Source organism: Acidithrix sp. C25, assembly GCF_904848545.2.
In genome coordinates this window covers 1,007,624-1,028,778 of sequence record NZ_CAJHCI020000010.1, presented here as the reverse complement: position 1 = coordinate 1,028,778, position 21,155 = coordinate 1,007,624, and the positions used below count along the sequence as shown (strand labels likewise).

Genomic DNA, 21,155 nt, shown 5'->3' with positions numbered 1-21,155 from the left:
ATCTTGCCGCAAGAATCGCGTCACCAAGGATGGGAGACGTAAAAATCAAGGAGGAAATTACCAAATGTCACTTTCTATCAATACTAATATCGCAGCAATTGACGCTTATAACAACCTGAATAGTACTAGCAATGCAATGAGTAAGACAATATCTCAGTTGTCTTCGGGTCTTCAGATTCAAACAGCTGCTGATAACGCTTCAGGCTATGTAATTGCCCAGGATTTGCAGGCACAATCAAATGGCCTAAATGTTGGAATAACAAACGGGCAAAATGCAATTGCAGTTCTTCAAATTGCAGATGGAGCAATGAACCAGCAGGCATCTATTCTTCAGCGGATGAACCAACTTGCAACGCAAGCCTCCAACCAAGGTGCCATGACTTCTAATGCCTATAGTGCGGTCAATGCTGAATTTACTTCGCTTGCAAATCAGCTAAATCAAATTGCCAATTCAACGTCTTTTGGTTCCGCGTCTAACACGCTTTTGAATTCAACTCAGACGCTGACGTTCCAACTCGGTGCATTTACAACGTCTGCGAATCAGGTAACAGTAGGGTTGAACGCTACCACACTCGGCGCACTCACTCTCTCCGGTGCGTCAATTGGCTCCGGAACAGCGGCACTCGCGGCAATGGCTTCGGTTCAGTTGGCAATTGACAATATCTCGTCGATTCAAGGCGCACTGGGTGCGGCGCAAAATCAGATTCAAGCCGATATCGCGAACTTGACAGTTAGTCAGCAGAACGTTCAGTCAGCGCACTCGACACTTGTTGATACTAATGTCGCCCAAGCGATGACAACATTTTCTTCTCAGCAGATATTGATGCAAGCAGGTACTGCTATGCTCAGCCAAGCGCAGCAGTTGCCTAACCTATTGTTGAAACTCATACCGTAATAAATAATTTTTAGCCAAGGCTGGGGTGCGGGAGCTTTTTGGGCTTCGGTGCCCCAGCTCTTTGGTTATTGGATTGTTTGATTGGAACTCATTTTGAGATAAATTGAAAGGGTGATTCTAGATGACAGTATCTTCCACGTCTTCTACCACTAGTAGCGGTACAACCACTGTCAACCCATTTGCCGGTAGCACTACTAGTACATCCGGTGGAGCGCCGATAACTTTCAGCGGGGTCATCTCTGGATTGAATACCCAATCGATAATAGCTGCACTCATGGCAGCCTATAAACAACCTCAAACTAACATCACGAATCAAATCTCACAAATCAATTCCAACATCTCAAACTACGAAACTATCCAGAGTCAGCTGAGTTCCCTTCAAGCCGCAGCCGATGCTATCAACCAGACGTATCTATGGGACGCCACCTCTGCATCTTCATCCAACTCTTCAGTAGCCACGGCTACCTCCACATCAGGTGCTCCTACGGGCACCCTAAGCTTTAGTGTGAACCAACTTGCTCAGGGCGCAGTTGAAATGAGCAATAGTTCCGTTGGATCGACTTCCAGCATCGTAGCCACCGCTCCGCTATTAATTGCTACCGGGGCTAGTAACCTTGGATTTGCATCATTGACCGCGGGAACCGGGTTAGCGATTGGTTCGCATTCGATTGATGTGACATCTGCACTCAGCGGAGCATCGGTTACGGGAACTTCAGGCTCTTCTTCTACTACGATTACCACGGGCTCTAACGATACCGTTACCGCGAACGTCAACGGAACAGCACAGACCTTCACCATTGCGGCAGGAACTTATTCGGAGTCACAACTCGCCAGCGCCCTTGCGAGTGCATCAGGTGGACTATTAAATGTTTCAGCTGCCCAGAATGGTGGCTTAGCGGTTAGTACGACTCAGCTCGGATCAAGCTCGTCTCTTCAAATAACTGGTGGCAACGCATTGTCCTCTCTGGGACTTACCGCAGCTGCCTCGGCGGTTAACGGTACCGCGGGTTCTATTACTGTTGATGGGACTGTCAATACCGTCAATAATGTTGCGGCTGGATCTTCTGTTACTCTCAATTCCGGTACGGGTGGGACGATCGCAACAACCGTTGGTACAACGGGATTTAGTACCGGATCGTTTACGGCGAACTATTTAAACATAGGTGGTGGCACTCTCTCGGATCTTGTAAGTTCGATCAATGGCGCTGGTATTGGAATTAGTGCATCTGCTGTAAATCTCGGAACGAATAGTTACGTCCTTGAACTTGCATCAACTTCAACAGGTACTGCCTCTCAAATAACCCTCGATAATTCTGCACTGTCGTCTTCGCTGGGTGGTATGAAGCAGGTAGTTGCTGGTCAGGATGCACAAATTCAAATCGGTGGATCTAGCGGGTACACCGTAAATTCTGCAACTAACGCCGTTACAGGAGTGATGCAAGGGGTGACGCTGAACTTGGTATCGGCGCAAGCTGCTGGAAGCACCCCTGTGAGTGTTTCAATAACTCCAAATGCAACAGCTATGGCATCGTCAGTTTCTAACTTGGTTTCAGCAGCTAATACCGCTTTGTCTACAATCAATAAGTTAGCAGGTTATAACTCTTCAACATCAACCGCGGGACCTTTGATGGCCGATCCTAACATGACAACTCTAACACAGGCAATCTTGCAAACAGTGGCGTCAGCGACGGGGCCTGCCGGGGCTTATAACTCTGCAGCTGTTGGTCTTTCCTTGACGAAGACTGGTACCATAACTTTTGACCAAAATACATTCATAAGTGCATACAACGCAAACCCCTCAGCCGTTGCATCGATCTTCTCCCAGGGTGGGAACTTTCAGTCTTCTAGTGCCACCTATAACGGAGCGGTTTCTCTGGTATACGGCGCAGATGCTACAGTTCCAGGAACCTATGCAGTAAATATTTCACAATCTGCTACTCAAGCCAAGGATGCTGGAAATGTGATTTCAACGGGAACCATTACAAGCGCGGAGAATTTGACGATAACCTCAGGGACTGCGAGCGCATCGTATTCGGCGACTGCGGGTGAAAGTCTCAGCGCCATAGCTACTGGTTTGAATTCCGCTCTATCCGCACAGGGTATAGGGGTAAATGCATCTGTAGTTACAAACGGATCTGGGAGCCAGTTGGTTCTAAATAGCGGTGCATATGGTTCGGCTGCTTCCTTTAGTGTAACCAGTTCAGCTGTTGGTGCCGGTCAGACCGGGCTGGCTAGCGTGGCTAATACTCCCTCGACCTTTAGTGGTCTTGATGTGGCGGGAACGATAAATGGTGTGACCGCTACTGGATCGGGTCAGATTTTGACTGCTCCAGCTACTGATCCAACTCTGGCGGGCATGGCTCTATCTGTTACGGCATCTGGAATTACATCTTCGACGAATATAGGCTCATTTTCCTATACGCCAGGCATTGCCGGGGGAATGGCATATACCGGTAATTTAGGCTCCAACGCTGTCAATGGCATGACAACTACTACGATAGCTAGCCTGAATAGCCAAGTCGGCGCATTGCAGTTTCAGTACAGCTCATATACGCCGATGATTAACGCAGAGCAGCAATTGTTGACGCAGGAGTTTTCAAATATGGAAGTTCAGTTGGGAACTCTGCAAAATCAGACGCAATGGCTTACATCGGCGATTGCCAAGCTGCCTTAATGAATTGTTTTACTCGTTCCATGGAAGGCATTTATGTATTCAAAGCCTAATGATTATGTAAAAGATGCAATTTTAACTGCGTCACCGACACAACGTCTTTTGATGTTTCTGGATCGTCTGGAAATTGATATGAAACGCGCTGAAATAGGCTTTGACGAAGCTAATGTGCAAAGTCGGAACGACGCATTGATTCATGCACAAGAGATCATTTTACATCTTCGGGATTCTCTAAGACCTGATATCTGGGATGGGGCTATACAGCTGGCCTCGGTTTATGGGTTCATCTACAGTGAACTGGTTTACGCCAATATTCGAGCCGACAGGAAGCGATTTGACGTGGCATATAAGTTGATACTTCAAATAATTATGGCATGGCGAGGGGCAGCTAACCAAATACAAGGAGAGGGAGCTTCAATTGGAGTGGCGTGACGTAATCTCACAGATAGAGGACAATCAAAATGAATCGGTCCTAGCATTGGAAGGAAAGCGGAGTTGGCCTATGCCTTTAGAATTTAATCAGTTTAGCCAGGTCAGCTTTCCGAAATCTTCGAAGGCTCTATTGCTTGGGTTGCTTAGTCGCAATGAATCTTTAATTGAGGCGATTAATGCTCGTAAAGAAGTCCTATCAGAATTATTGGCAAGCTCGAAGCGTCCCGAGTTGAATCGTCCACTTGCGGTTGATATTCACGCCTGATGAGAGTTTGGCTAATTAGCTTGTTGTGGATTGGACGTACTTGCAAGAAATATTGCTGGTCGTAAAATCTCATTAGCTCTACGAAGCTCTACGACTTCTCGCTCTAGTTGACGGGTGCGCTCTCTCATTGAGTAATTGTTCCTTTAGCTTCACCGACATCTATCGAAGCCTAACGCACCCAAGTACGTAAGCATCTCGGGCGTCTTTTACAGCTCCTGAGCAACAGATTGGATAGCTGCCCACTGTGGGGGATACTCACCCCGATGGTCTGTGACCATTCGTATTGGCCGATCACGAACTTCGGGTGAGTACTTCTTTAGCCTTGATAATGATGACCCCTTAGCTCAAGACTAGGAGTCTCCAAGATTTCCGGGGCGTATCACTTCGAATGACCTGTCGAGGTTGTAGATCGATTCGAAAGCGCGCCACGCTCACGGTTTCGTCGCAGGACCCACCAAATTGCATACGACCGAAGTAGGTGTTGATCTTTGGACGAAGACACCTTGTCGAGTTTGCTGTTTATCCAGGTTTCAAGTTCACTAAGTCTGTCATCGCGCCGCATAAGCACGCCGTTTGCTACCAGAATCTGGCGCACCAGGTTGGCTGCGACTCGTTTGGGATATGAGTCAAGAGCTTCGTGAGAAAGCGCAAGGGTGCCATTAGATATTTCAGCCATAATCTTCGCACTTGCTGATTGTCTTACCCAGTTGTATGCGCTGTAGGGCTGGGGGTTTGAAATAATCGCCCGATAAATTGGTGCAAGTGGACCATCTATATTGTCAATTAGTAAACGTGTCTGTTCTCTAAGTGCGCAGCGGATACAAAGGCCATCTTTGTAGGGACATTCCTCGGCGTTACATTCTCGACAACGCAATAGGCCTTGGGTACCCGAACAATCAGCACATAGTCGTGCATTTGGACCTGGTGGATCTACGAGACGGCGTTCACTCCTACAGGTCTCACAAATACCCCTGCGGCTGAGCGCGCCGCGATAACAAGGTTTACAGACTGCCCCTTCTGGCCAGTGCACCGCCGGTGGAGAGAGTTTTCCACAGTGAACACAGAGTACCTTTGGACGTGGTGAGCAAGACACACAGACCGGCCGGCCGGATGATACGAAATTACATGGACGTTCCCGGCCACATACCCGACACAGCGCCAGCGGTCCCTTGTAACAGGAATTACATACGTCGCCACTGTCTTGGTGGGCTCGAAGCGCTATTACTCGGATCCGACCACATAGAGAACCTAATCGTTTTTCCGTGGAGAACATAGCGAACACAACGCTCCGCCGTTGGGATCACGTCCGTGGACGATCTTTATCTTCCCACACGAAACACACGTTGTAGCCAGCTGTCGATGCCGACAATTACCACACACCCCGCCTTCCTGCGACGAGGTCAGCTTGTGATTTGTTCGTCCACATCCTACACATGTGGGTTCGCCAATTGCTATACCTGCCTCTCTCAAAGCCATAACCAGACGTCCCACCAATGGAGGTGCACCGATCGATACTGCGTCAGGATGGTCTAAGAACGCTCGGTAGAGTGAAGCTAATATGGCAGGTTTAACAGTCATCTGATTGAGCACTTGGGCAATTGCCAAACGATCGGCTTCACCAACTGTGGCCACAATGCTCTCAAGTATCATTTCTACCTGGGAGGTGCGATGAGTTCCATTAGATGAGTTGTCGTGATGGTCATATGTGTGACTTCTAAGCATTTGGTTCATAGACGGGGATCCGGTGTGATTTTTGCCTTTATCGGGTGAATGGCTGATATTTGTGCCCGACCAGGCGCTGGTGTATCTGCTGGGCCAGATTCCGTACCAGAAAGTGGTTCAATCAAATCCGATGGGCTGCACTCTAAAATGTCGCATAGTGCCGATAGTGTCATCAAACTGAGGCGCTGAGGAGTCTTTACCACCAGTCGGTAAACCTGCTCCCGAGAGAGTGTTACCCCACGTGATGCCAATAGCGGCACCAGTTCCGATGTTACAAAGATCCCCTTTTGGGCTAAGACCGTCCGCAAATGCCACCTAAAACTAACTGGCGCAATCCTCTTGGTACTCATCAGTACTCCTTATCCCTAAATGCCCGGTCCAGTGCACCGCGTAGCATACGATTCATATGGTCAGATCCGACAGTAGTGTAAATAGCAGTGGTCGATGCCCAGGAATGGCCCACCTGATGCTGTACAAATAACGGATCGACACCATCTTCTATCAGATGTGATACATAAGAATGTCTCAAGGAATGAACTGACAGCTCAGGTGGTAACTCTGCCAACCTACGCCAGGTGGCAAATCTGTCGTCAATTGAGCGAAGTGAGATTCTTTCGCCACGTTCGGTTAACCATAGTGCGGAACCACGGGCAGGATCGCCATGTAATGGACGAATCTCTTTTACATACTGGCCTACAACCTCAGATGTCCACGGCCACACTGTAGCTACTGAACGTCGCTTCGGCGGGCTGCCGCGCATTGCTTTTGCGAATCGTACATGACATATGCCGAACTCGCCAAGTTCAGGAGCTGCTGGGTTTATCCCGAAATCAGATACATCTAGCATGGCTGCTTCTCTGCGCCGTAGCCCCCACCCGTATATTACTTTCAGTAGTGTCGCATCCCGGAAAGCCCCCAGCCAACCTTTTCTTGGTGAGGTGGCAGCTTCTTCGACACAAGCATCGGCGACATCAAATAGTGCCTGCAGTTCCCCTCGGGTGAACGGACGCCTGGCCGGTCGACCTTCATACCCTGAAACATGCACTGACATATTTTCTTTATGACATATCTAACTTGGAGCAACACCAACCTGGCTGAGACATTCCGCTGTCCATCCATAGTGAGGGTCACAGAGAAACCCCATAAACAAAGCGATTGATCCTTGGTAAGATCTGATTGTCGAATGTGACCAGTTGCCTTGGGCAATCCAGGCATCTAACTTTTTTAGACTGCCACTCCCAGGGCCAGGTTTCGCAGTAGTCACCGAATCGCCTTACCACTCGTTCACGACTTCGGATCATAGAAGGAGATAGCCGACGCGCCATATGCTGGCATCGCCATCCCTCCAACATTGCATCAAATAACATCGGCTCTACGCGCAGTGGCGTTCCAGCACCCACCAAAACCAATGCAGCCGAACCAGACGGTCGTCTCATTCGTGCTCCTCCCTGTTGTGGCATCAGATACAACATTATGTACTTCGACCCAACTTATTAGATGCATCATTATTGCATCTAACTGACTATAGGTGTTATATATCCATTCCCACCAGCGCTTTGGTGCGCGATGGACAAACTTCTATAGAACTGCTTAAAACTGTTTTCCCAGGTGGGAACTAATCACGAACCATGCTGAATGATGCATCAGACCTAACATTGCTCATTTTACGCAAACGAAAGTTGAAATGTGGAAAACGCTTCGCGTTTACGCACAATCCAACGATCTTCGCCCACGAGGCTCTTTCAACCTGTAGCTACTACCCATAAAAAAGAATAATAAAGAGATCTTTTCCAAGTCGCCCTCAACGAAATCTCAACCCTATCTAAAAATCACACTGCGCCTCGATGGAGCACTTTCATCTAATCGACAATTAACTGCTCTTGGATGCAAGTTGGAGTAGTTAATAGACCTTTGCGACCAAAGGTTACATTATTTCACCTCCTCGACAAGAAATGCCCATAGAAGGACCGAATGAAATAGCTACTGTAATAGTAAAAAAAGCGGCCTCAGGTAAACGCGAGCTGTGGTAAAATGTGCAAAAGTGATGGCCACTTGTATGCATTCTTCGTGTCCACCAACTTGCAGTTCTCAATGGCCAGTAACACTTTTTCACAGCGGTAGGACTCAACGAGTTGGTACTTGCTGTAGCTAATGCCGGTCTTTTTATTTATTGTTGGAGTTTCACGGATAAACACAACAAGACAATAGCACCATGTCAGGGCTAATGCAAGTCATAATCAAAACTACTCAAAAATTAGGACACTACATTTGCGACCCAAAAAGATCTAATAGCCATCTACCATGGAATCTATAAATCACACAAGTTGTAAAACGCCCAAAATCCCCTCAAAAGGGGCTAATTGGGGCGATTTTTCGGGAATTCTGCGAAAGATGGGTCAGGAAAACTGCTGCCATGTTCAAGCACAACGCCAAACGAGACGATATTTATCAAACCTAAAGAGGTCGTAAATTCGAATACAAGAGGCAATGTGGAAAAGATAATAATTGAAGGCAATCTGGACACATCGGGAAGCTATGCGATCGTAAATATTTCGCTTGCCGAGTCACTTCTCGAACTTGGCTTTGATGTTTCGCTGCTCCCATTCGACACATCCGCAAAAAAACTCTCAAAACACTTACTTATAAATAACTCTAAGCTTCAGGTTGCAGATAGAGACGCCTCCTGCGATATAAGAATCCGAATGGTTTGGCCGCCAATTTGGACGAAGTACTCTCCAGATGAAAAGTTGGTCGTCTTACAACCTTGGGAGTTCGGTTCGATCCCAATAAGTTGGATTGAGGGCGTGGCTTCGGCGGATCAGGTTTGGGTTCCAACTGAATTCGTTAAAGCATGTTACGTACAGTCTGGGGTTGATCACAAAAAGATTCGAGTAATTCCCTACGGCGTAAATTCTGACGCTCTGAAACTGGGGGCTGAAAAACTATCAAACACAAAATCGACTACATACAACGATCCTTTTCGCCTCTTATTTCTCGGCGGCGCCATATTTAGGAAGGGCGTTGATCTCCTAATGGACGGCATCGCTCTGCTTTCTGCAGCCGAGCAATCAAAGTTACGCCTAACTATAAAAAAAGTTGGCTCCGGCGGTGCATACCTCGGCCAATCTCTCGTAGAGCAAAAGCTCACAGAACACCCCGAAATCCAAACAATCGTCGAAATTATCGACGAACATTTGGATCAAAGGGAGCTCTACGACTTGATTCAGGGATCAGATGCTCTAATACACCCTTACAGAGGAGAGGGATTCGGCATGCCAGTCCTTGAAGCTATGGCACTAGGCACCCCAGTAATTCACACCGCAAATGGTCCAACAAACGAATTTTGCACTTCGGACATATCGGTCCTAATCAAATCTGATATTGTTGTTCAAGACATTCCGGTAGTCAGCAATAGTTTGCTCTCCGACAGGCTCTGGTACCTCGAATGCTCACCGATCGACATTGCCAATACATTGCGAAATGTACTTACGTATCGCTACGAACTTCCACAATTCGCGAAATTAGCACACGAAAGAGCAAAGAGTTATCTTTGGGAGCACATTGCCAGTAAGGCGGTCGAGCACATTCAGTCGCTTGCCAACTCGCAACACATCCTCGATGCTTACAGCATAATTACAGATGCGATGACCGTTTGGTCTCAAAGTCCAGTAACCGTCGATTTGGTATTGCAAGTCGTACAGCAACTTACAAATTTGGGGGACTTTCAAAGCGCTCTCACACTTATCGACGCCTCAGATGCTGATTCGAATCGTCAACTTAAGCAAATTCGCGAACAACTATTTACCTTAGCCAACACTCGAAAAGACCTTTGGTCGAAATCCCACCATCGCGAACTGATCAATAACTTGTCCGCATCGAATAATAACCGATTGGTGGCTCATGTCTTCGAGGGTAGTGACGATCAAACTTATCAAATCGCACTACACCTCTCGCAGTACTTCGCGGGAAGACGAAAGGTCCTAGACATTGGCTGTGGACAAGGTTCGATGTTGCGCGCGCTGCGAGAACGTGGCATCGATGCAATTGGGATAGAGGCTGACCCCGTTCTGGTGTCAAACCTCCGATCAGACGGCTTCACCGTATTCGAAGGCTGGCTGTCGGAGACTCTAAACGACATCGAGATCTCGTCATTCGACGGAGTATTCATGGGCCATATCATCGAACATCTGCAACCGAGTCACGCTGAAGAGATTTTCAAATGGATACATAGTCGAATCGACGACGGTGGAACCATATTGCTTCAAACTCCAGATTTCACAAACCCGTTTGTCACCTCTTTCAACTTCTGGCTTGACTCCACTAACATTCGTCTCTATCCCATCGAACTAATGAAGGAGATGCTCAAGGCCGCCGGATTTGCGCCAATTGAAGGGGCTTGCCGGCGCATCAGCGAAATTGCACCCCTTGATGTCATTGCGATGGCTAAAAAGGTAAACCATCGCTCGACTCAGAAAAACACTCCATCGAACGAAGTAACCACAAACGACCAATCCTCACTATCGGTTGCTTATATGGGGCTCTTCCAGGGAAACAGTGGATTTTCGAAAGACTGTGCCACGCTTCTAAGCGACTGACCGCAAGGGGTGCGACTTGAAAAATTCGACGTACTAGCAACCGACTACAGAAGCGAATATCCGCCACTCTCCGACGTGCGGGGACAAAGTTATAGCACCACAATAATCAATACACCTTTGACTTGGATCTCGAAGATCACGCCATTGACAAGATCAAAAGTCAAAATCGCTCGAACCTCCTGGGAAGCTTGGTCAATTCCAAAGACAATTGCTAGTTCCCTTCGACAATTTGACGAAATTTGGACCTTTTCGGAGTACGACCGATCCATATTTATCGCATCAGGATTAGATCCCACCAAAATTCGCCGAGTTCCCATAATAGTTAACGCACTAAATATACCGACAAGAGATGTAAGAACTGAAGATACGTCAGCATCGCACCCCTTCACCTACCTATCGATCTTCGACTTTCAGGATAGGAAAGATCTAGCATCTCTATTGCGAGCATTCGAAGGAGTCGCTAGTGTGCACCAAGACTCTCGCCTCATCCTGAAGGTAAATGGTATTAGTACGCCTGAATTAATAAAATTCATGGATGGAGTGCTTCCCCAAGGATTGCGTCAGGAGCTTTTGGAAAAGATCACAATCATCACAGAAAACTTGGACACCTCCGAGATCAAAGATCTCTACCATCGATCCGACGTATTCGTCTTACCATCTCGCGGAGAAGGTTTCGGATTGCCTTATGCAGAAGCTATGATGATGTCCAAACCAGTCATAGCACCAGACAAAGGGGGACATATGGATTTCTGCTCCAATGAAAATTCATACCTAGTGGAGTCAGGTCTTGTTCCCGTTGTAGCTACATCAAACGATCAACTATTTCGAGATTGTCTCTGGCTAGAGGTGGACGAGGAATCGCTCTTTGAGAAAATGAAATATTCACTGTTAACCGGCTAATAAGATCTCATTTCTATATGGATTAGTGGAAACACCGGATTTAACCAGCTCCGATGAGCTTGATCAGATGGTCTAACAACTATGATTCCTCAACTTCACCTACCAAGAAAAAACGCAGATGTTGGCTATGGCTATGACAACTTAGAGCAGGACCAAAAATAAAGAACCTTTTGTTTAATTGGTAGTAGTGACGGGCTGTGGGTCTTGTTGACCAAGAGTAGCCGATGACAAATCGATGGACGAAAGCCATAGCTTTGGGGTTAGCCCGTGTTCTTGGTCCACAAATCCATAGCCCCTTTTGAAGTCTTTACGCATTGGCGATCTCAAAGTGTCATCGGGTTAGCTAAAGGCGGTGCCTGGTCCATAAGCAATGCGGATGTGAATTGAATCCAAAACAATCGGGGAGGAATACCTCACTTTTGTCTCCAAGTCACCTAAATCATCGAATTGCGGCCTAGGGCTCAGAAAGATTGAGGAATACCCCTCTACAACCATATTCGCAACAATCATACTCGCCACAGCGGCCCTTCTCTTTGATGCCTTGGGCCATGGGCTTCACGTAGACATCTGAGGCTATCTCACTTGCGCTGGTGTCGGGTGGATTCTCGAGGAATCCAAAAACTATAGGACTATCGCCAGATTCTGATTGATCCTAAAGCCAAAGAATCGATCAGAATTAATCTCCTTGGTCTAAATTCTTAGTAAGCCCAGGGCCAAGTTGTCATCGATTATCACGACAACGCCGATAAATACGGCTTTACGGGCAAATGCAATTTCACTTGGTTGACTAGAAGCCATCCAAGTGGCAAGCTCAAAAGGAGCGCCAAATAGGTGAATCTTAGCGAAATTGACAGATCCCAAAGGGATCTGTCTGTAACCAACAAATCTCTCATGGCGCGTCGTCGGCATTGAATGGCGACCGCAGTCACTCACTTAGACGTATTGGGCCATAGCGATCGAGCGTTTCCAAATTAGTAAATAAACCCAGAAAATGATGGAAACCTCTTGCTTTTTTGGATCATCTATGGTACATCTGTATCTATGAATGAAGTTGAACTTCGGGTTGAGTATGTAAACGACACTTGGGTACTGACTGGCTCTTGGTTAGCTGGGCTCCAGCTTGTGAACGATTACCTCGGTTATCTAGCTGACCGCAACTATTCACCGAAGACTGTTCGCTCCTACGCCTTTTCGCTCCTTGCTTTTTGTCGGTGGCTGTTGACAGAGAAAATTGATTTGGATACAGTAGACACCAAGGTACTGCTCAAGTATCTATCTTCATGCCGTCAGGCCACAGTTCTAGGCCGGTCCACCTCCAATGTTGTGCGCATTGATGGTACAAGAGTTGATGGTTACGCGCCCGCTACGGTCAATCATCGCCTAGCTGCCATCTCCGGATTGTTCGGGTTTTGGTCAATGCGAGATCCGGAAAAAAGGAGTCCGATTCCACGTGGTGTAAATGTCCGGCGGTTGTCTTCGTCTGAACGTAATGGGCTTTTGGCCCATATAAACCGAGGGCCAAAATACCGTTCAGAACTGAGACTTAGAGATTCAAAGCGTCTGCCTCATGCTCTTAGCTCTAAGGAAGTCGTCAATCTTATTGAGGACATGAAGACCTGGCGCGATAGGGCCATTTGCGGACTTATGGTCTACTGTGGTCTTCGCTCGAGTGAGGTACTTGGTCTCAAAGTCACAGATATAGACATTGGGGCAAGATGGATTCATGTCTTAGGCAAGGGGAGGAAGGAGCGCAAGGTCCCCCTTGATATTGATGTGGCTGGAGTTATCCAGACCTACCTTCTAGTTGAACGTCCAGAATCTTTGAGTGACTGCCTTTTCCTGGTTGCCAAAGGTCCAAATCGTGGACTTCCTCTTTCTTCTGCAGGGCTTCGGTCCATCTTTCGCTATCACCGCATTACAAGTGGCGTTGTCGGCGGGAACCCACATTCCCTAAGACACAGTTTTGGCACTTGCCTAGCTGAGGCCGGGGTCGATTTGGCAGTTATGCAAGCACTGCTCGGACATACCCACACAGATACCACCACCCGTTATATCCATCTTGCACCTATCCATATAAAGGCTGAATTTGATGCAGCTTATGCCCGTAGTCGCAACTTACGCTAATTGCTCAAAGGAAGACATCCTCCTTCACTACGCTAGCGTTCTAAGAGTTGACCCATTTGGCAAATCTAGGCTTATAAATATTGCGACTTCGTATTTCGAATTGCACCCAGATCTTGAGACCTTATCAGATCTCCCACTTTCGTTGAGATTGACTGAATTCCCCAAAGCTGGGCGATTTCTTCTTTTTTTAATGCTGCATGGGTATTTACATCCAGGTTATGACTATTTGGTGGAGCGAAAGCTTTGTGGATTCTGGCATGAACTCGAGGCGAGCCCTATAAAAAGTGATATCGATTCTTTTCTACTTGGCGCACAGAAAGCTGGATTTAGCGAAAAGGTTTCTATACGAGTCGCATCTCAGACGATTGCACGACTGCTAATACAGAGTGGCAAAAGCCTTCATGAACTGAAAGCCTCTGACCTTAGTGACCTAGCCAACGCCTGTCGGGAACGTAAGGATGCGACCGGTCAGGGCTGGGAACACTATAAAATTGCACTCACTGCAGCCGAACGGATACTTTTTCATCTAGGAGTGCTTGAGTCTCCGCCCAAACCTTGTTTGGTGCCCAAGTCATTTTTAGTGAGAATGTCTGATACGCATCCAGCATTGCAGTCTTCACTGATTGAGTATTTGGAGCGGAAATCGGGGACCTGTAGGCTAAAAACTGTAAGCTCGCTGGCAACTCGTCTGTCACACTTTGGTCGCTTTATTTCCAAATGTGATCCTGAACTTACCTCAATTAGAGATCTAGAGCGACGCCGTCACATCGAGCCATATCTAAATTCAATCGCAACTGCAATTAATTCCCGAACTGGCAAACCAATTACAACAGCCGACCAAGCACGGCGCATCCTCGCAGTTACATGTTTTTTTAGAGATATAACCGAATGGGGCTGGGAGGACATCCCAAGTCGTATTTTGATATTTCGCTCCGATATGCCTCGCCTGCCTGATCCGCTTCCACGGTATATACCCATAGATGCAGACCGCAGGCTCACACTGGCACTGCGAAGTTCCAACCACCGTCTAGCTGCCGATGCACTTTTATTAGCCCGAGCTACTGGACTTAGAATCGGGGAACTATTGGATCTTGAACTGGACTGTATCCATGAGATCCCAAACAATGGTTCATGGCTAAAGGTGCCTCTTGGGAAACTCGACACCGAGCGTATGGTCCCCTTGATGAGGAGACGGTCTCAATCATTGACTCTATTGTTGCTACACGAAGTTGCGGAAGGGCATTAATTCATCCCCGAACTGGCAAACCTGCCCAGTTTCTCTTTATGCACTACGGTAGGCGATTATCACAAAATGCGTTAAGAGAAGAACTTTGCAGAGCTGGCGAAGAAGCGGGGATTAGGCATGTAACTCCCCATCAACTCCGTCATACTTTTGCCACTTCTATGGTAAATTCTGGAGTATCACTTCAGGTTCTAATGGCTTTGTTAGGACATAAATCATCAGAAATGAGTCTTCGATATGGCCGTCTTTTTGATTCAACCGTTCGAGCAGAATATGAAAGGGCTCTTAACTTGGTAAAAGCCAGGATTGGACCAATACCGAAAAAGCGTGAGTACATTGCGGTAACACTAGATGAATCTAGCCCCTGGCAGAGTGCTCCTCTTATCAAATCCAGGCTCTCTAAAGGACACTGTCTGCGCTCAGTAGCACAAGGGCCATGCTCGTATTGCAATATCTGTGAGCACTGTGCCAACTTTAGCGTTGATGCCACTAACGTTGCGGTTCTTGATTCCCAGCGCAGGGATAGTCAAATACTGGCAGAGGACGCGACTAATAGGGGTTGGATCACCGAAGCTGATCGTCACCGCTCTTTAGTGGCACGTCTTGACGCACTCATAGAACAAGCAGGTTCAAATTGACGTCACCAGAGGTCATTTCCAAAGTGGAGCAAGCTTGCCGAGAGCTAGTTGACGAAGGCAAAGTGGTTAGTTTTGTTGAAGTTGCCCGTCGGATAGGAATCACGAGAAACAGACTTTATCGAAATGAAGAACTTCGTGCAACTGTAACGGAGTACCGCAATATCAGTCGAGATGTACACACCTTTTTGGGATTATCTGCCGAAATCAGTCACCTACGCACTGCAGTCGAAGTTCTAGCAGACAATGTTCGTCGTCATGAAGAACAGATTCGACGTCTCAGCAGAGAAGATCGTTACCGACGACAGGCGACTTGAAATCTTCAAAAGTCCATAGATTGCTTGAAACAGGATTAGCCGGTTAATCACAGGACAATCCAGATGAAACGGTGGCGAAAGGCAGGACATCACAGCAAGCCATAGAGAATTTTATGACCGATATTCGAAACATTAATAAGTCCGATATATTGGAGGCTCTCCTTCTGGGATATCCACCGAAATTATAAGAATAAAAAAAGAAAGTTACATTTCAAACGATATTCGCTATCACAAAGTCAATAAACAGCAAAACGAGCTCACACAATAAAATTTCGAGGGATATCTCCTCGGGAAAGAAACAACTTTGAAACATCACCCTGAAGATTTCACTCCCTTCTCATGTCCGCCATGAGTCCCGTAATGATGTGACTGCGAAGTTACAAATCATTTTGACATGTGCATAAATTAACAAAACTCCATCCTGTTAGATTAACGGAAAAGACTGATTAATACCCACAAGCCAACTAATACAATTCAAAACCATAGCAGCCGGAAAATACAACTGGCGGGTCCCCATTTAATGGTCCAAAATTAATGTTATTTTTGGATCGGGTTGTTTTTAGGGGTTAGCGACTCTAGGGCAAATCCATAGAGCTTTTTAAGTAATTAGTAGTAGCTGTTTGTTGAGCCTGTGGGCGAAGATCAATCGATTGTGCGTAAACGCGAAGCGTTTTCCACATTTCAACTTTCGTTTGCGTAAAATGAGCAATGTTAGGTCTGATGCATCATTCAGCATGGTTCGTGATTAGTTCCCACCTGGGAAAACAGTTTTAAGCAGTTCTATAGAAGTTTGTCCATCGCGCACCAAAGCGCTGGTGGGAATGGATATATAACACCTATAGTCAGCTAGATGCAATAATGATGCATCTAATAAGTTGGGTCGAAGTACATAATGTTGTATCTGATGCCACAACAGGGAGGAGCACGAATGAGACGACCGTCTGGTTCGGCTGCATTGGTTTTGGTGGGTGCTGGAACGCCACTGCGCGTAGAGCCGATGTTATTTGATGCAATGTTGGAGGGATGGCGATGTCAGCATATGGCGCGTCGACTATCTCCTTCTATGATCCGAAAGAGCTTTCGAGATGAACTCTGGTCCGTTGTCACACCTTATATAGATAGGATGACCTCGGCTTGCTACGATATCATCTAGGACGGCAATAACCCCTAGTGAATCGATCGATCTGGCTGTTATTGACGCTAGGGCTTCCCTCAAAACCTAGGGCTTGAGTATTCATCAACATACTTATCAAGTTTCGTAAGCAAGAGCCATTTTGGAGTCAGATTCGCGGAGTAGCGGATGTGGAGACGCAAACACACATGTATTGAGAAGTCGCTCTACCAAGGACATTTCAAAGTGCCTTGCGTTGAATCGGTATGCGAATTCCTCGAGGCATAAGTTGCTTATGTTCCTCATCTCCGTGGTATGTCAACGGCCATTTGAAAATGCATGAATATGGCCATTTGGCATGAATGAATATAGCCACGAAAATTGCATACAGGATGACCGCCTAGCGTGACGGCCCACTCTCGGGTCTCCTGGACCCGAGAGTGGGCATGCAAAGGCGGTCTGGCTATCACTTTTTGAGAAAAAAGAAGAATGAAGGCCCTTATCTTGGGGCATTATGGATTTATACCACTCCTAATGCCAAGAAAGGGCCCAAAGTGAAGGATAGCAAAGAATCCATGGAAATTATTGAGGCTTACGATCTTTTTAGATCGTATAACGGAGCAGCGCAGTTCGTTGGCTGTTCTCCTAATACCCCTAAAGAAGTATGTTCAAGCACGAAATGCCGGACAACTGATACGACAGGGTCAATATGAGAGGCGTCCTAAGGCCACCGATAAGTTCGCTGGCGTAATTGAGGAAGCCGTTGACAAGTCTAAGGCTAAGGTCCGGGCTAAGGCGATCCATGTCAGGCTGGTGGCGCTAGGTTATAACGGTTCAATTCGAAGCACTAGAAGAGCTGTAGCTACAGCCAAGGTCGCCTGGAGGAAATCTACGCAAAGAATCTTTTGGCCTTGGATTGCCGAGATGGGGAAATGGGCACAGTATGACTTTTCTTCATGGTCCTGTGATCGATGGGAAAAAGACCACACTCTTTCACTTCTATCTCCCTTTCTCTAAGGTGAGGATCGTTAAATGGATCCCGGATCAGTCACTGCCCAATGTGATTATGGCCTTAGATTACTGCTTTAGGTACATAGGGGGTATTCCGGCTTATGTACTCACCGACAACGCTAAGACTGCTGCGGTGAAGCATATCGCAGGGGTGGCTGTCATTAACCCCAAGATGGTCTCCTTCGCTAGTGCGTATGGCTTTAGTATCCAAACTTGCGTTGTCTATGATCCAGCATCAAAAGGTGGAGTAGAAGCTGCAGTTAGGGTGGCAAAAGAAGATATCTGCCCAAAAGACACCAACCTCGTTCAAAACTACAGGAACATCGCTGAACTTGAAGCTGCATGTGCCGCCTATACCACTTCTATCAACTCCGTTGTCCACTCAACCTCAGGCAAGATCCCATCAGTGGTACTTCAATCTGAGGCTATGACATTTCATAGCCTTCCTAAAGTGCCTTATCTCGGTGCTTATGGAGTGATGCGCAAGGTAGAGCCAAAGATGCCCATCGTTAGGTTCAACCACTGTGGTTACTCGGTACCAGCGAAATATCGTCGCGAAGTAGTCTATGTTCGCAGCGTTGGGGAAGAAGTGGTCATCGTAGCCCAGGAAGAAGCTGGTGGATATGTTAACGAAATAGCTCGCCATGCAAGAGGAGAAGCTTTCAGCTATGTCATTGACGATTCTCATAAGGAACCAGATCATCCCAATGGCCCACTTGTGAGGATGCCGATTCCGACCAATGAAACTCAGGCTAAGTTTCTTTCAATTACACCTGATGCTAGCCAATGGCTCATTAGGGCTTGTAATAGTGGAGCCAGCGGTATTGAAACCTCGATAGCAGATCTAGTGGGCTACGCCAATAATGAAGTCTCCTCTTCAATAATTGAGGAGTCACTTCGTCTTGGAGCCTTCAATCACTCGGTAATAGCTGATCTCTTGGTAATTCACAAAAGGTCAGCTCGTAGTGGAACTAAGGCCACTTCACCACAGAGTTCCAAACCACAGAGTTCTAATGGTGCATCTAGCTCACCACAGGGTCCCTATGGTGCATCTACTGACGCCTGGTCCAAACTTGCGGCGGTGTCATAATGGCCGATAATATAATCCAAGACGAGATCGAAGCTATGACCAAGCGTCTTAGGCTTCCTCATATTAGGCGGAGCTACTATGATTTAGCTCTTTCGGCCCGAGCACAGCGATGGGATCCCATGGAGATGATCCGGCTGCTATTGGAAATCGAGCTAAAAGGCAGAAATGCTTCTACGTTAGAGATTCGCCGCATAGCAGCGAATCTCCCCTCCAATCGAACCCTAGAGGGGTTTGACTCATCCATATCATCGATTCCAAATAGAACCATTATGGGATTGTCCAACTTGGAGTGGGTAAGACTAAAGAGAACTTACTGGTTCTTGGTCCTCCTGGAACGGGTAAGAGCTTTCTGGCGGAGGCACTTGCAAGTGCTGGAATCGAAGCAGGTTTCAGGGTAGCTTGGTACACCCCTGAAACTCTGTGTCGTTATATGGATATAGCTAAGGCCACTGACACCTTGGCGAAGATGATGCTCAAATTGATGAGAATGGATTTGATTGTCATTGACGACCTAGGAATACTTCCTATGAACTCTATGGAATCAGAGTCTCTCTATCGGGCGGTCGATGCTTGTTATGAGAAGACTTCAATGATTGTGACCTCGAATTACCCTATAGCGTCCTTCGACGAGATCATCACGCCTAGATCTCTCGCTGCAGCACTTGTTGATCGTCTGGCTCATCATGGCCATCTCATAGAAACCAAAGGAGACTCTATTCGCCTTAGCCAAGCTCTTTCGGGTAAAGGTGTGGTGCCACTATGAGCCAGAGACCAGCGTTAGATGATCCCTCCTATCACAACGATAGAGAGGCGTTAGATGATCCCTCTCTAAAGAAGTCCTGTCCTATCTGTGGAGGTCAATTTGTCTCAATCGGTCGACGCATCTATTGTTCGGCAACTTGTAAACATAGAGCCTATCGAAGACGCCATCAAGGATTGGTGAGCAATGCCATAGTTGGAATAAGTAAACCTCGTCGAAATATCAGTATCTATGAGTGTCCTTCTTGTGGAGTGCACGAACTCGGCATACAACGCTGTAGCGATTGTGGAGTCTTCATGACTCGCGTTGGCATTGGCGGGCTGTGCCCTCACTGCGACGAGCCTCTCGCAGTAGGCGAACTCATGGGAGAGATATAGAGATAACACTCTTAGAAACCCAGTAATAATCAAATAAGAGCCCAACCAAGGCCTAACATAGTCCTTGGTTGGGCTCTATCTATATAGGACTCTATCCGTGTAGTGCTCTATCTATATCGGCGACTATCAGGACGATTGATACATCCATTCGGTTTCTCGATTGATAGCTGCTGGTGCCCTACTGTCACCAGACTCGGAGAAATCTCCGTTCCTCATGAATCAAATGACCACACATGGATCTCACGCTTTAGACCCCACACTTTAGAGAACTAATGACGATATGTCTTAGCTCTTGACCAAAGAGAACCAACAAGGATAGCGAATCGTCACCATATAGACAAAGCCCACGGGATCCAACCCTTGTCGCGAATGTTCCACGATCTCATTGATTCGCCATGTCAACTGATTCGCCATGTCAACTGATTCGCCATGTCAACTTCATGCCCAAGAGCTGATGGGGCCAATTTGTTCGATTGCAAGCAAACCTATCGTCGCTCTATCGTCGCGCAACGGGCCATTGGGGTTCACGATGGGGCCTCTTGGTTGGGTTGGGTAACTTGCGGTGCCGTCACTACTCGCTAGTTCTCTAGAATCTAGAACCTAGAACCTCCACCTATCCAGGAACGTAATGGGGGTTATTGAGTTGTGAACGATTGCTACGCAAACGAAAGTTGAAATGTGGAAAACGCTTCGCGTTTACGCACAATCCAACGATCTTCGCCCACGAGGCTCTTTCAACCTGTAGCTACTACCCATAAAAAAGAATAATAAAGAGATCTTTTCCAAGTCGCCCTCAACGAAATCTCAACCCTATCTAAAAATCACACTGCGCCTCGATGGAGCACTTTCATCTAATCGACAATTAACTGCTCTTGGATGCAAGTTGGAGTAGTTAATAGACCTTTGCGACCAAAGGTTACATTATTTCACCTCCTCGACAAGAAATGCCCATAGAAGGACCGAATGAAATAGCTACTGTAATAGTAAAAAAAGCGGCCTCAGATAAA

20 protein-coding genes and 2 pseudogenes are annotated in these 21,155 nt (G+C 47.0%); 14 read left to right on the top strand and 8 right to left on the bottom strand.

What is annotated here, in order from left to right:
• The first annotated feature begins 64 nt into the window (after nt 1–64).
• The 3 genes from ACIDITHRIX25_RS80245 (at nt 65) to ACIDITHRIX25_RS80235 (ending at nt 3,998) form a co-directional block, all read left to right on the top strand.
• Nucleotides 65–895: a flagellin N-terminal helical domain-containing protein gene (locus tag ACIDITHRIX25_RS80245; protein ID WP_201733427.1), complete on the top strand. Its 831-nt coding sequence runs from the start codon at nt 65–67 to the stop codon at nt 893–895.
• A 121-nt stretch (nt 896–1,016) separates the two neighbouring features.
• Nucleotides 1,017–3,569, top strand: coding sequence for a flagellar filament capping protein FliD (gene fliD, locus ACIDITHRIX25_RS80240; RefSeq protein WP_201733426.1), 2,553 nt, complete (start codon nt 1,017–1,019; stop codon nt 3,567–3,569).
• Between the two features lie 33 nt (nt 3,570–3,602).
• Entirely contained in the window at nt 3,603–3,998 is a 396-nt protein-coding gene (locus tag ACIDITHRIX25_RS80235) for a flagellar export chaperone FliS (protein ID WP_201733425.1), read from the top strand.
• A gap of 644 nt (nt 3,999–4,642) precedes the next feature.
• On the opposite strand, the gene ACIDITHRIX25_RS80230 is transcribed toward ACIDITHRIX25_RS80235, so the two are convergent.
• The 6 genes from ACIDITHRIX25_RS80230 to ACIDITHRIX25_RS80205 form a co-directional block, all read right to left on the bottom strand.
• Nucleotides 4,643–5,356, bottom strand: a complete 714-nt coding sequence (locus tag ACIDITHRIX25_RS80230; protein WP_201733424.1) for a hypothetical protein — start codon at nt 5,354–5,356, stop codon at nt 4,643–4,645.
• Between the two features lie 155 nt (nt 5,357–5,511).
• Nucleotides 5,512–5,994 carry a hypothetical protein gene (locus tag ACIDITHRIX25_RS80225; RefSeq protein WP_201733423.1) on the bottom strand — a complete coding sequence of 161 codons (483 nt, stop codon included), beginning with the start codon at nt 5,992–5,994 and terminating at the stop codon, nt 5,512–5,514.
• Nucleotides 5,991–6,335 carry a helix-turn-helix domain-containing protein gene (locus ACIDITHRIX25_RS80220; RefSeq protein WP_201733422.1) on the bottom strand — a complete coding sequence of 115 codons (345 nt, stop codon included), beginning with the start codon at nt 6,333–6,335 and terminating at the stop codon, nt 5,991–5,993. The genes ACIDITHRIX25_RS80225 and ACIDITHRIX25_RS80220 overlap by 4 nt, the downstream gene beginning before the upstream one ends.
• Nucleotides 6,335–7,036, bottom strand: a complete 702-nt coding sequence (locus tag ACIDITHRIX25_RS80215) for a tyrosine-type recombinase/integrase (RefSeq protein ID WP_201733421.1) — start codon at nt 7,034–7,036, stop codon at nt 6,335–6,337. The genes ACIDITHRIX25_RS80220 and ACIDITHRIX25_RS80215 overlap by 1 nt, the downstream gene beginning before the upstream one ends.
• Before the next feature lie 76 nt (nt 7,037–7,112).
• Nucleotides 7,113–7,421 carry a hypothetical protein gene (locus ACIDITHRIX25_RS80210; protein ID WP_201733420.1) on the bottom strand — a complete coding sequence of 103 codons (309 nt, stop codon included), beginning with the start codon at nt 7,419–7,421 and terminating at the stop codon, nt 7,113–7,115.
• 570 nt (nt 7,422–7,991) lie between these two features.
• The gene (locus tag ACIDITHRIX25_RS80205) at nt 7,992–8,180 is read right to left on the bottom strand and encodes a hypothetical protein (protein ID WP_201733419.1); all 189 of its coding nucleotides are present in this window, start codon (nt 8,178–8,180) and stop codon (nt 7,992–7,994) included.
• 294 nt (nt 8,181–8,474) lie between these two features.
• Here ACIDITHRIX25_RS80205 and ACIDITHRIX25_RS80200 point away from each other — a divergent pair, with 294 nt between their 5' ends.
• Together ACIDITHRIX25_RS80200 and ACIDITHRIX25_RS80195 are read left to right on the top strand one after the other, a co-directional pair.
• The gene (locus ACIDITHRIX25_RS80200; protein ID WP_201733418.1) at nt 8,475–10,580 is read left to right on the top strand and encodes a methyltransferase domain-containing protein; all 2,106 of its coding nucleotides are present in this window, start codon (nt 8,475–8,477) and stop codon (nt 10,578–10,580) included.
• Nucleotides 10,581–10,724: 144 nt separating this feature from the next.
• A complete protein-coding gene (locus ACIDITHRIX25_RS80195; RefSeq protein ID WP_201733417.1) occupies nt 10,725–11,480 on the top strand; it encodes a glycosyltransferase family 4 protein in 756 nt (251 codons plus the stop codon).
• Between the two features lie 690 nt (nt 11,481–12,170).
• Here the strand turns inward: ACIDITHRIX25_RS80195 and ACIDITHRIX25_RS80190 are convergent.
• The gene (locus tag ACIDITHRIX25_RS80190; RefSeq protein WP_201733415.1) at nt 12,171–12,413 is read right to left on the bottom strand and encodes a hypothetical protein; all 243 of its coding nucleotides are present in this window, start codon (nt 12,411–12,413) and stop codon (nt 12,171–12,173) included.
• Between the two features lie 72 nt (nt 12,414–12,485).
• Between ACIDITHRIX25_RS80190 and ACIDITHRIX25_RS80185 the strand changes: the two genes are divergently transcribed.
• The 5 genes from ACIDITHRIX25_RS80185 (at nt 12,486) to ACIDITHRIX25_RS000000104465 (ending at nt 16,952) form a co-directional block, all read left to right on the top strand.
• On the top strand, nt 12,486–13,604 hold the full coding sequence (locus ACIDITHRIX25_RS80185; protein WP_201733414.1) for a tyrosine-type recombinase/integrase: 1,119 nt from the start codon (nt 12,486–12,488) through the stop codon (nt 13,602–13,604).
• Nucleotides 13,570–14,850, top strand: a complete 1,281-nt coding sequence (locus tag ACIDITHRIX25_RS80180; RefSeq protein WP_201733413.1) for a hypothetical protein — start codon at nt 13,570–13,572, stop codon at nt 14,848–14,850. Before ACIDITHRIX25_RS80185 ends, ACIDITHRIX25_RS80180 begins: the two co-directional genes overlap by 35 nt.
• Nucleotides 14,736–15,485 (top strand): tyrosine-type recombinase/integrase, encoded by a 750-nt coding sequence (locus ACIDITHRIX25_RS80175; RefSeq protein ID WP_201733412.1) that lies wholly within the window; start codon nt 14,736–14,738, stop codon nt 15,483–15,485. The genes ACIDITHRIX25_RS80180 and ACIDITHRIX25_RS80175 overlap by 115 nt, the downstream gene beginning before the upstream one ends.
• On the top strand, nt 15,482–15,799 hold the full coding sequence (locus tag ACIDITHRIX25_RS80170; protein WP_201733411.1) for a DUF6262 family protein: 318 nt from the start codon (nt 15,482–15,484) through the stop codon (nt 15,797–15,799). The genes ACIDITHRIX25_RS80175 and ACIDITHRIX25_RS80170 overlap by 4 nt, the downstream gene beginning before the upstream one ends.
• A 928-nt stretch (nt 15,800–16,727) precedes the next feature.
• A complete protein-coding gene (locus ACIDITHRIX25_RS000000104465) occupies nt 16,728–16,952 on the top strand; it encodes a hypothetical protein (RefSeq protein WP_201733410.1) in 225 nt (74 codons plus the stop codon).
• 96 nt (nt 16,953–17,048) lie between these two features.
• Here ACIDITHRIX25_RS000000104465 and ACIDITHRIX25_RS80160 read toward each other — a convergent pair.
• Nucleotides 17,049–17,229: pseudogene (locus ACIDITHRIX25_RS80160) on the bottom strand (IS1595-like element ISAxf1 family transposase); the annotation flags it as partial.
• A gap of 266 nt (nt 17,230–17,495) precedes the next feature.
• Here ACIDITHRIX25_RS80160 and ACIDITHRIX25_RS80155 point away from each other — a divergent pair.
• The 4 genes and pseudogenes from ACIDITHRIX25_RS80155 (at nt 17,496) to ACIDITHRIX25_RS80135 (ending at nt 20,148) form a co-directional block, all read left to right on the top strand.
• Entirely contained in the window at nt 17,496–17,927 is a 432-nt protein-coding gene (locus ACIDITHRIX25_RS80155) for a hypothetical protein (RefSeq protein WP_201733409.1), read from the top strand.
• Entirely contained in the window at nt 17,854–19,011 is a 1,158-nt protein-coding gene (locus ACIDITHRIX25_RS80150) for a Mu transposase domain-containing protein (protein ID WP_201731840.1), read from the top strand. The genes ACIDITHRIX25_RS80155 and ACIDITHRIX25_RS80150 overlap by 74 nt, the downstream gene beginning before the upstream one ends.
• Nucleotides 19,011–19,774, top strand: a pseudogene (gene istB / locus ACIDITHRIX25_RS000000104460) (IS21-like element helper ATPase IstB). Before ACIDITHRIX25_RS80150 ends, istB begins: the two are co-directional and overlap by 1 nt.
• A complete protein-coding gene (locus ACIDITHRIX25_RS80135) occupies nt 19,771–20,148 on the top strand; it encodes a hypothetical protein (RefSeq protein WP_201731841.1) in 378 nt (125 codons plus the stop codon). The pseudogene istB and the gene ACIDITHRIX25_RS80135 overlap by 4 nt, the downstream one beginning before the upstream one ends.
• Nucleotides 20,149–21,155 lie beyond the last annotated feature (1,007 nt).

Excerpts from the sequence above, each read along its gene's own strand:
- ACIDITHRIX25_RS80245 (WP_201733427.1), top strand. The coding sequence starts at position 65 with ATGTCACTTTCTATCAATACTAATATCGCAGCAATTGACGCTTATAAC.
- fliD (WP_201733426.1), top strand. The coding sequence starts at position 1,017 with ATGACAGTATCTTCCACGTCTTCTACCACTAGTAGCGGTACAACCACT.
- ACIDITHRIX25_RS80235 (WP_201733425.1), top strand. The coding sequence starts at position 3,603 with ATGTATTCAAAGCCTAATGATTATGTAAAAGATGCAATTTTAACTGCG.
- ACIDITHRIX25_RS80225 (WP_201733423.1), bottom strand. The coding sequence starts at position 5,994 with ATGAACCAAATGCTTAGAAGTCACACATATGACCATCACGACAACTCA.
- ACIDITHRIX25_RS80220 (WP_201733422.1), bottom strand. The coding sequence starts at position 6,335 with ATGAGTACCAAGAGGATTGCGCCAGTTAGTTTTAGGTGGCATTTGCGG.
- ACIDITHRIX25_RS80215 (WP_201733421.1), bottom strand. The coding sequence starts at position 7,036 with ATGTCAGTGCATGTTTCAGGGTATGAAGGTCGACCGGCCAGGCGTCCG.
- ACIDITHRIX25_RS80210 (WP_201733420.1), bottom strand. The coding sequence starts at position 7,421 with ATGAGACGACCGTCTGGTTCGGCTGCATTGGTTTTGGTGGGTGCTGGA.
- ACIDITHRIX25_RS80180 (WP_201733413.1), top strand. The coding sequence starts at position 13,570 with ATGCAGCTTATGCCCGTAGTCGCAACTTACGCTAATTGCTCAAAGGAA.
- ACIDITHRIX25_RS80175 (WP_201733412.1), top strand. The coding sequence starts at position 14,736 with ATGGCTAAAGGTGCCTCTTGGGAAACTCGACACCGAGCGTATGGTCCC.
- ACIDITHRIX25_RS000000104465 (WP_201733410.1), top strand. The coding sequence starts at position 16,728 with ATGAGACGACCGTCTGGTTCGGCTGCATTGGTTTTGGTGGGTGCTGGA.
- ACIDITHRIX25_RS80150 (WP_201731840.1), top strand. The coding sequence starts at position 17,854 with ATGACTTTTCTTCATGGTCCTGTGATCGATGGGAAAAAGACCACACTC.
- ACIDITHRIX25_RS80135 (WP_201731841.1), top strand. The coding sequence starts at position 19,771 with ATGAGCCAGAGACCAGCGTTAGATGATCCCTCCTATCACAACGATAGA.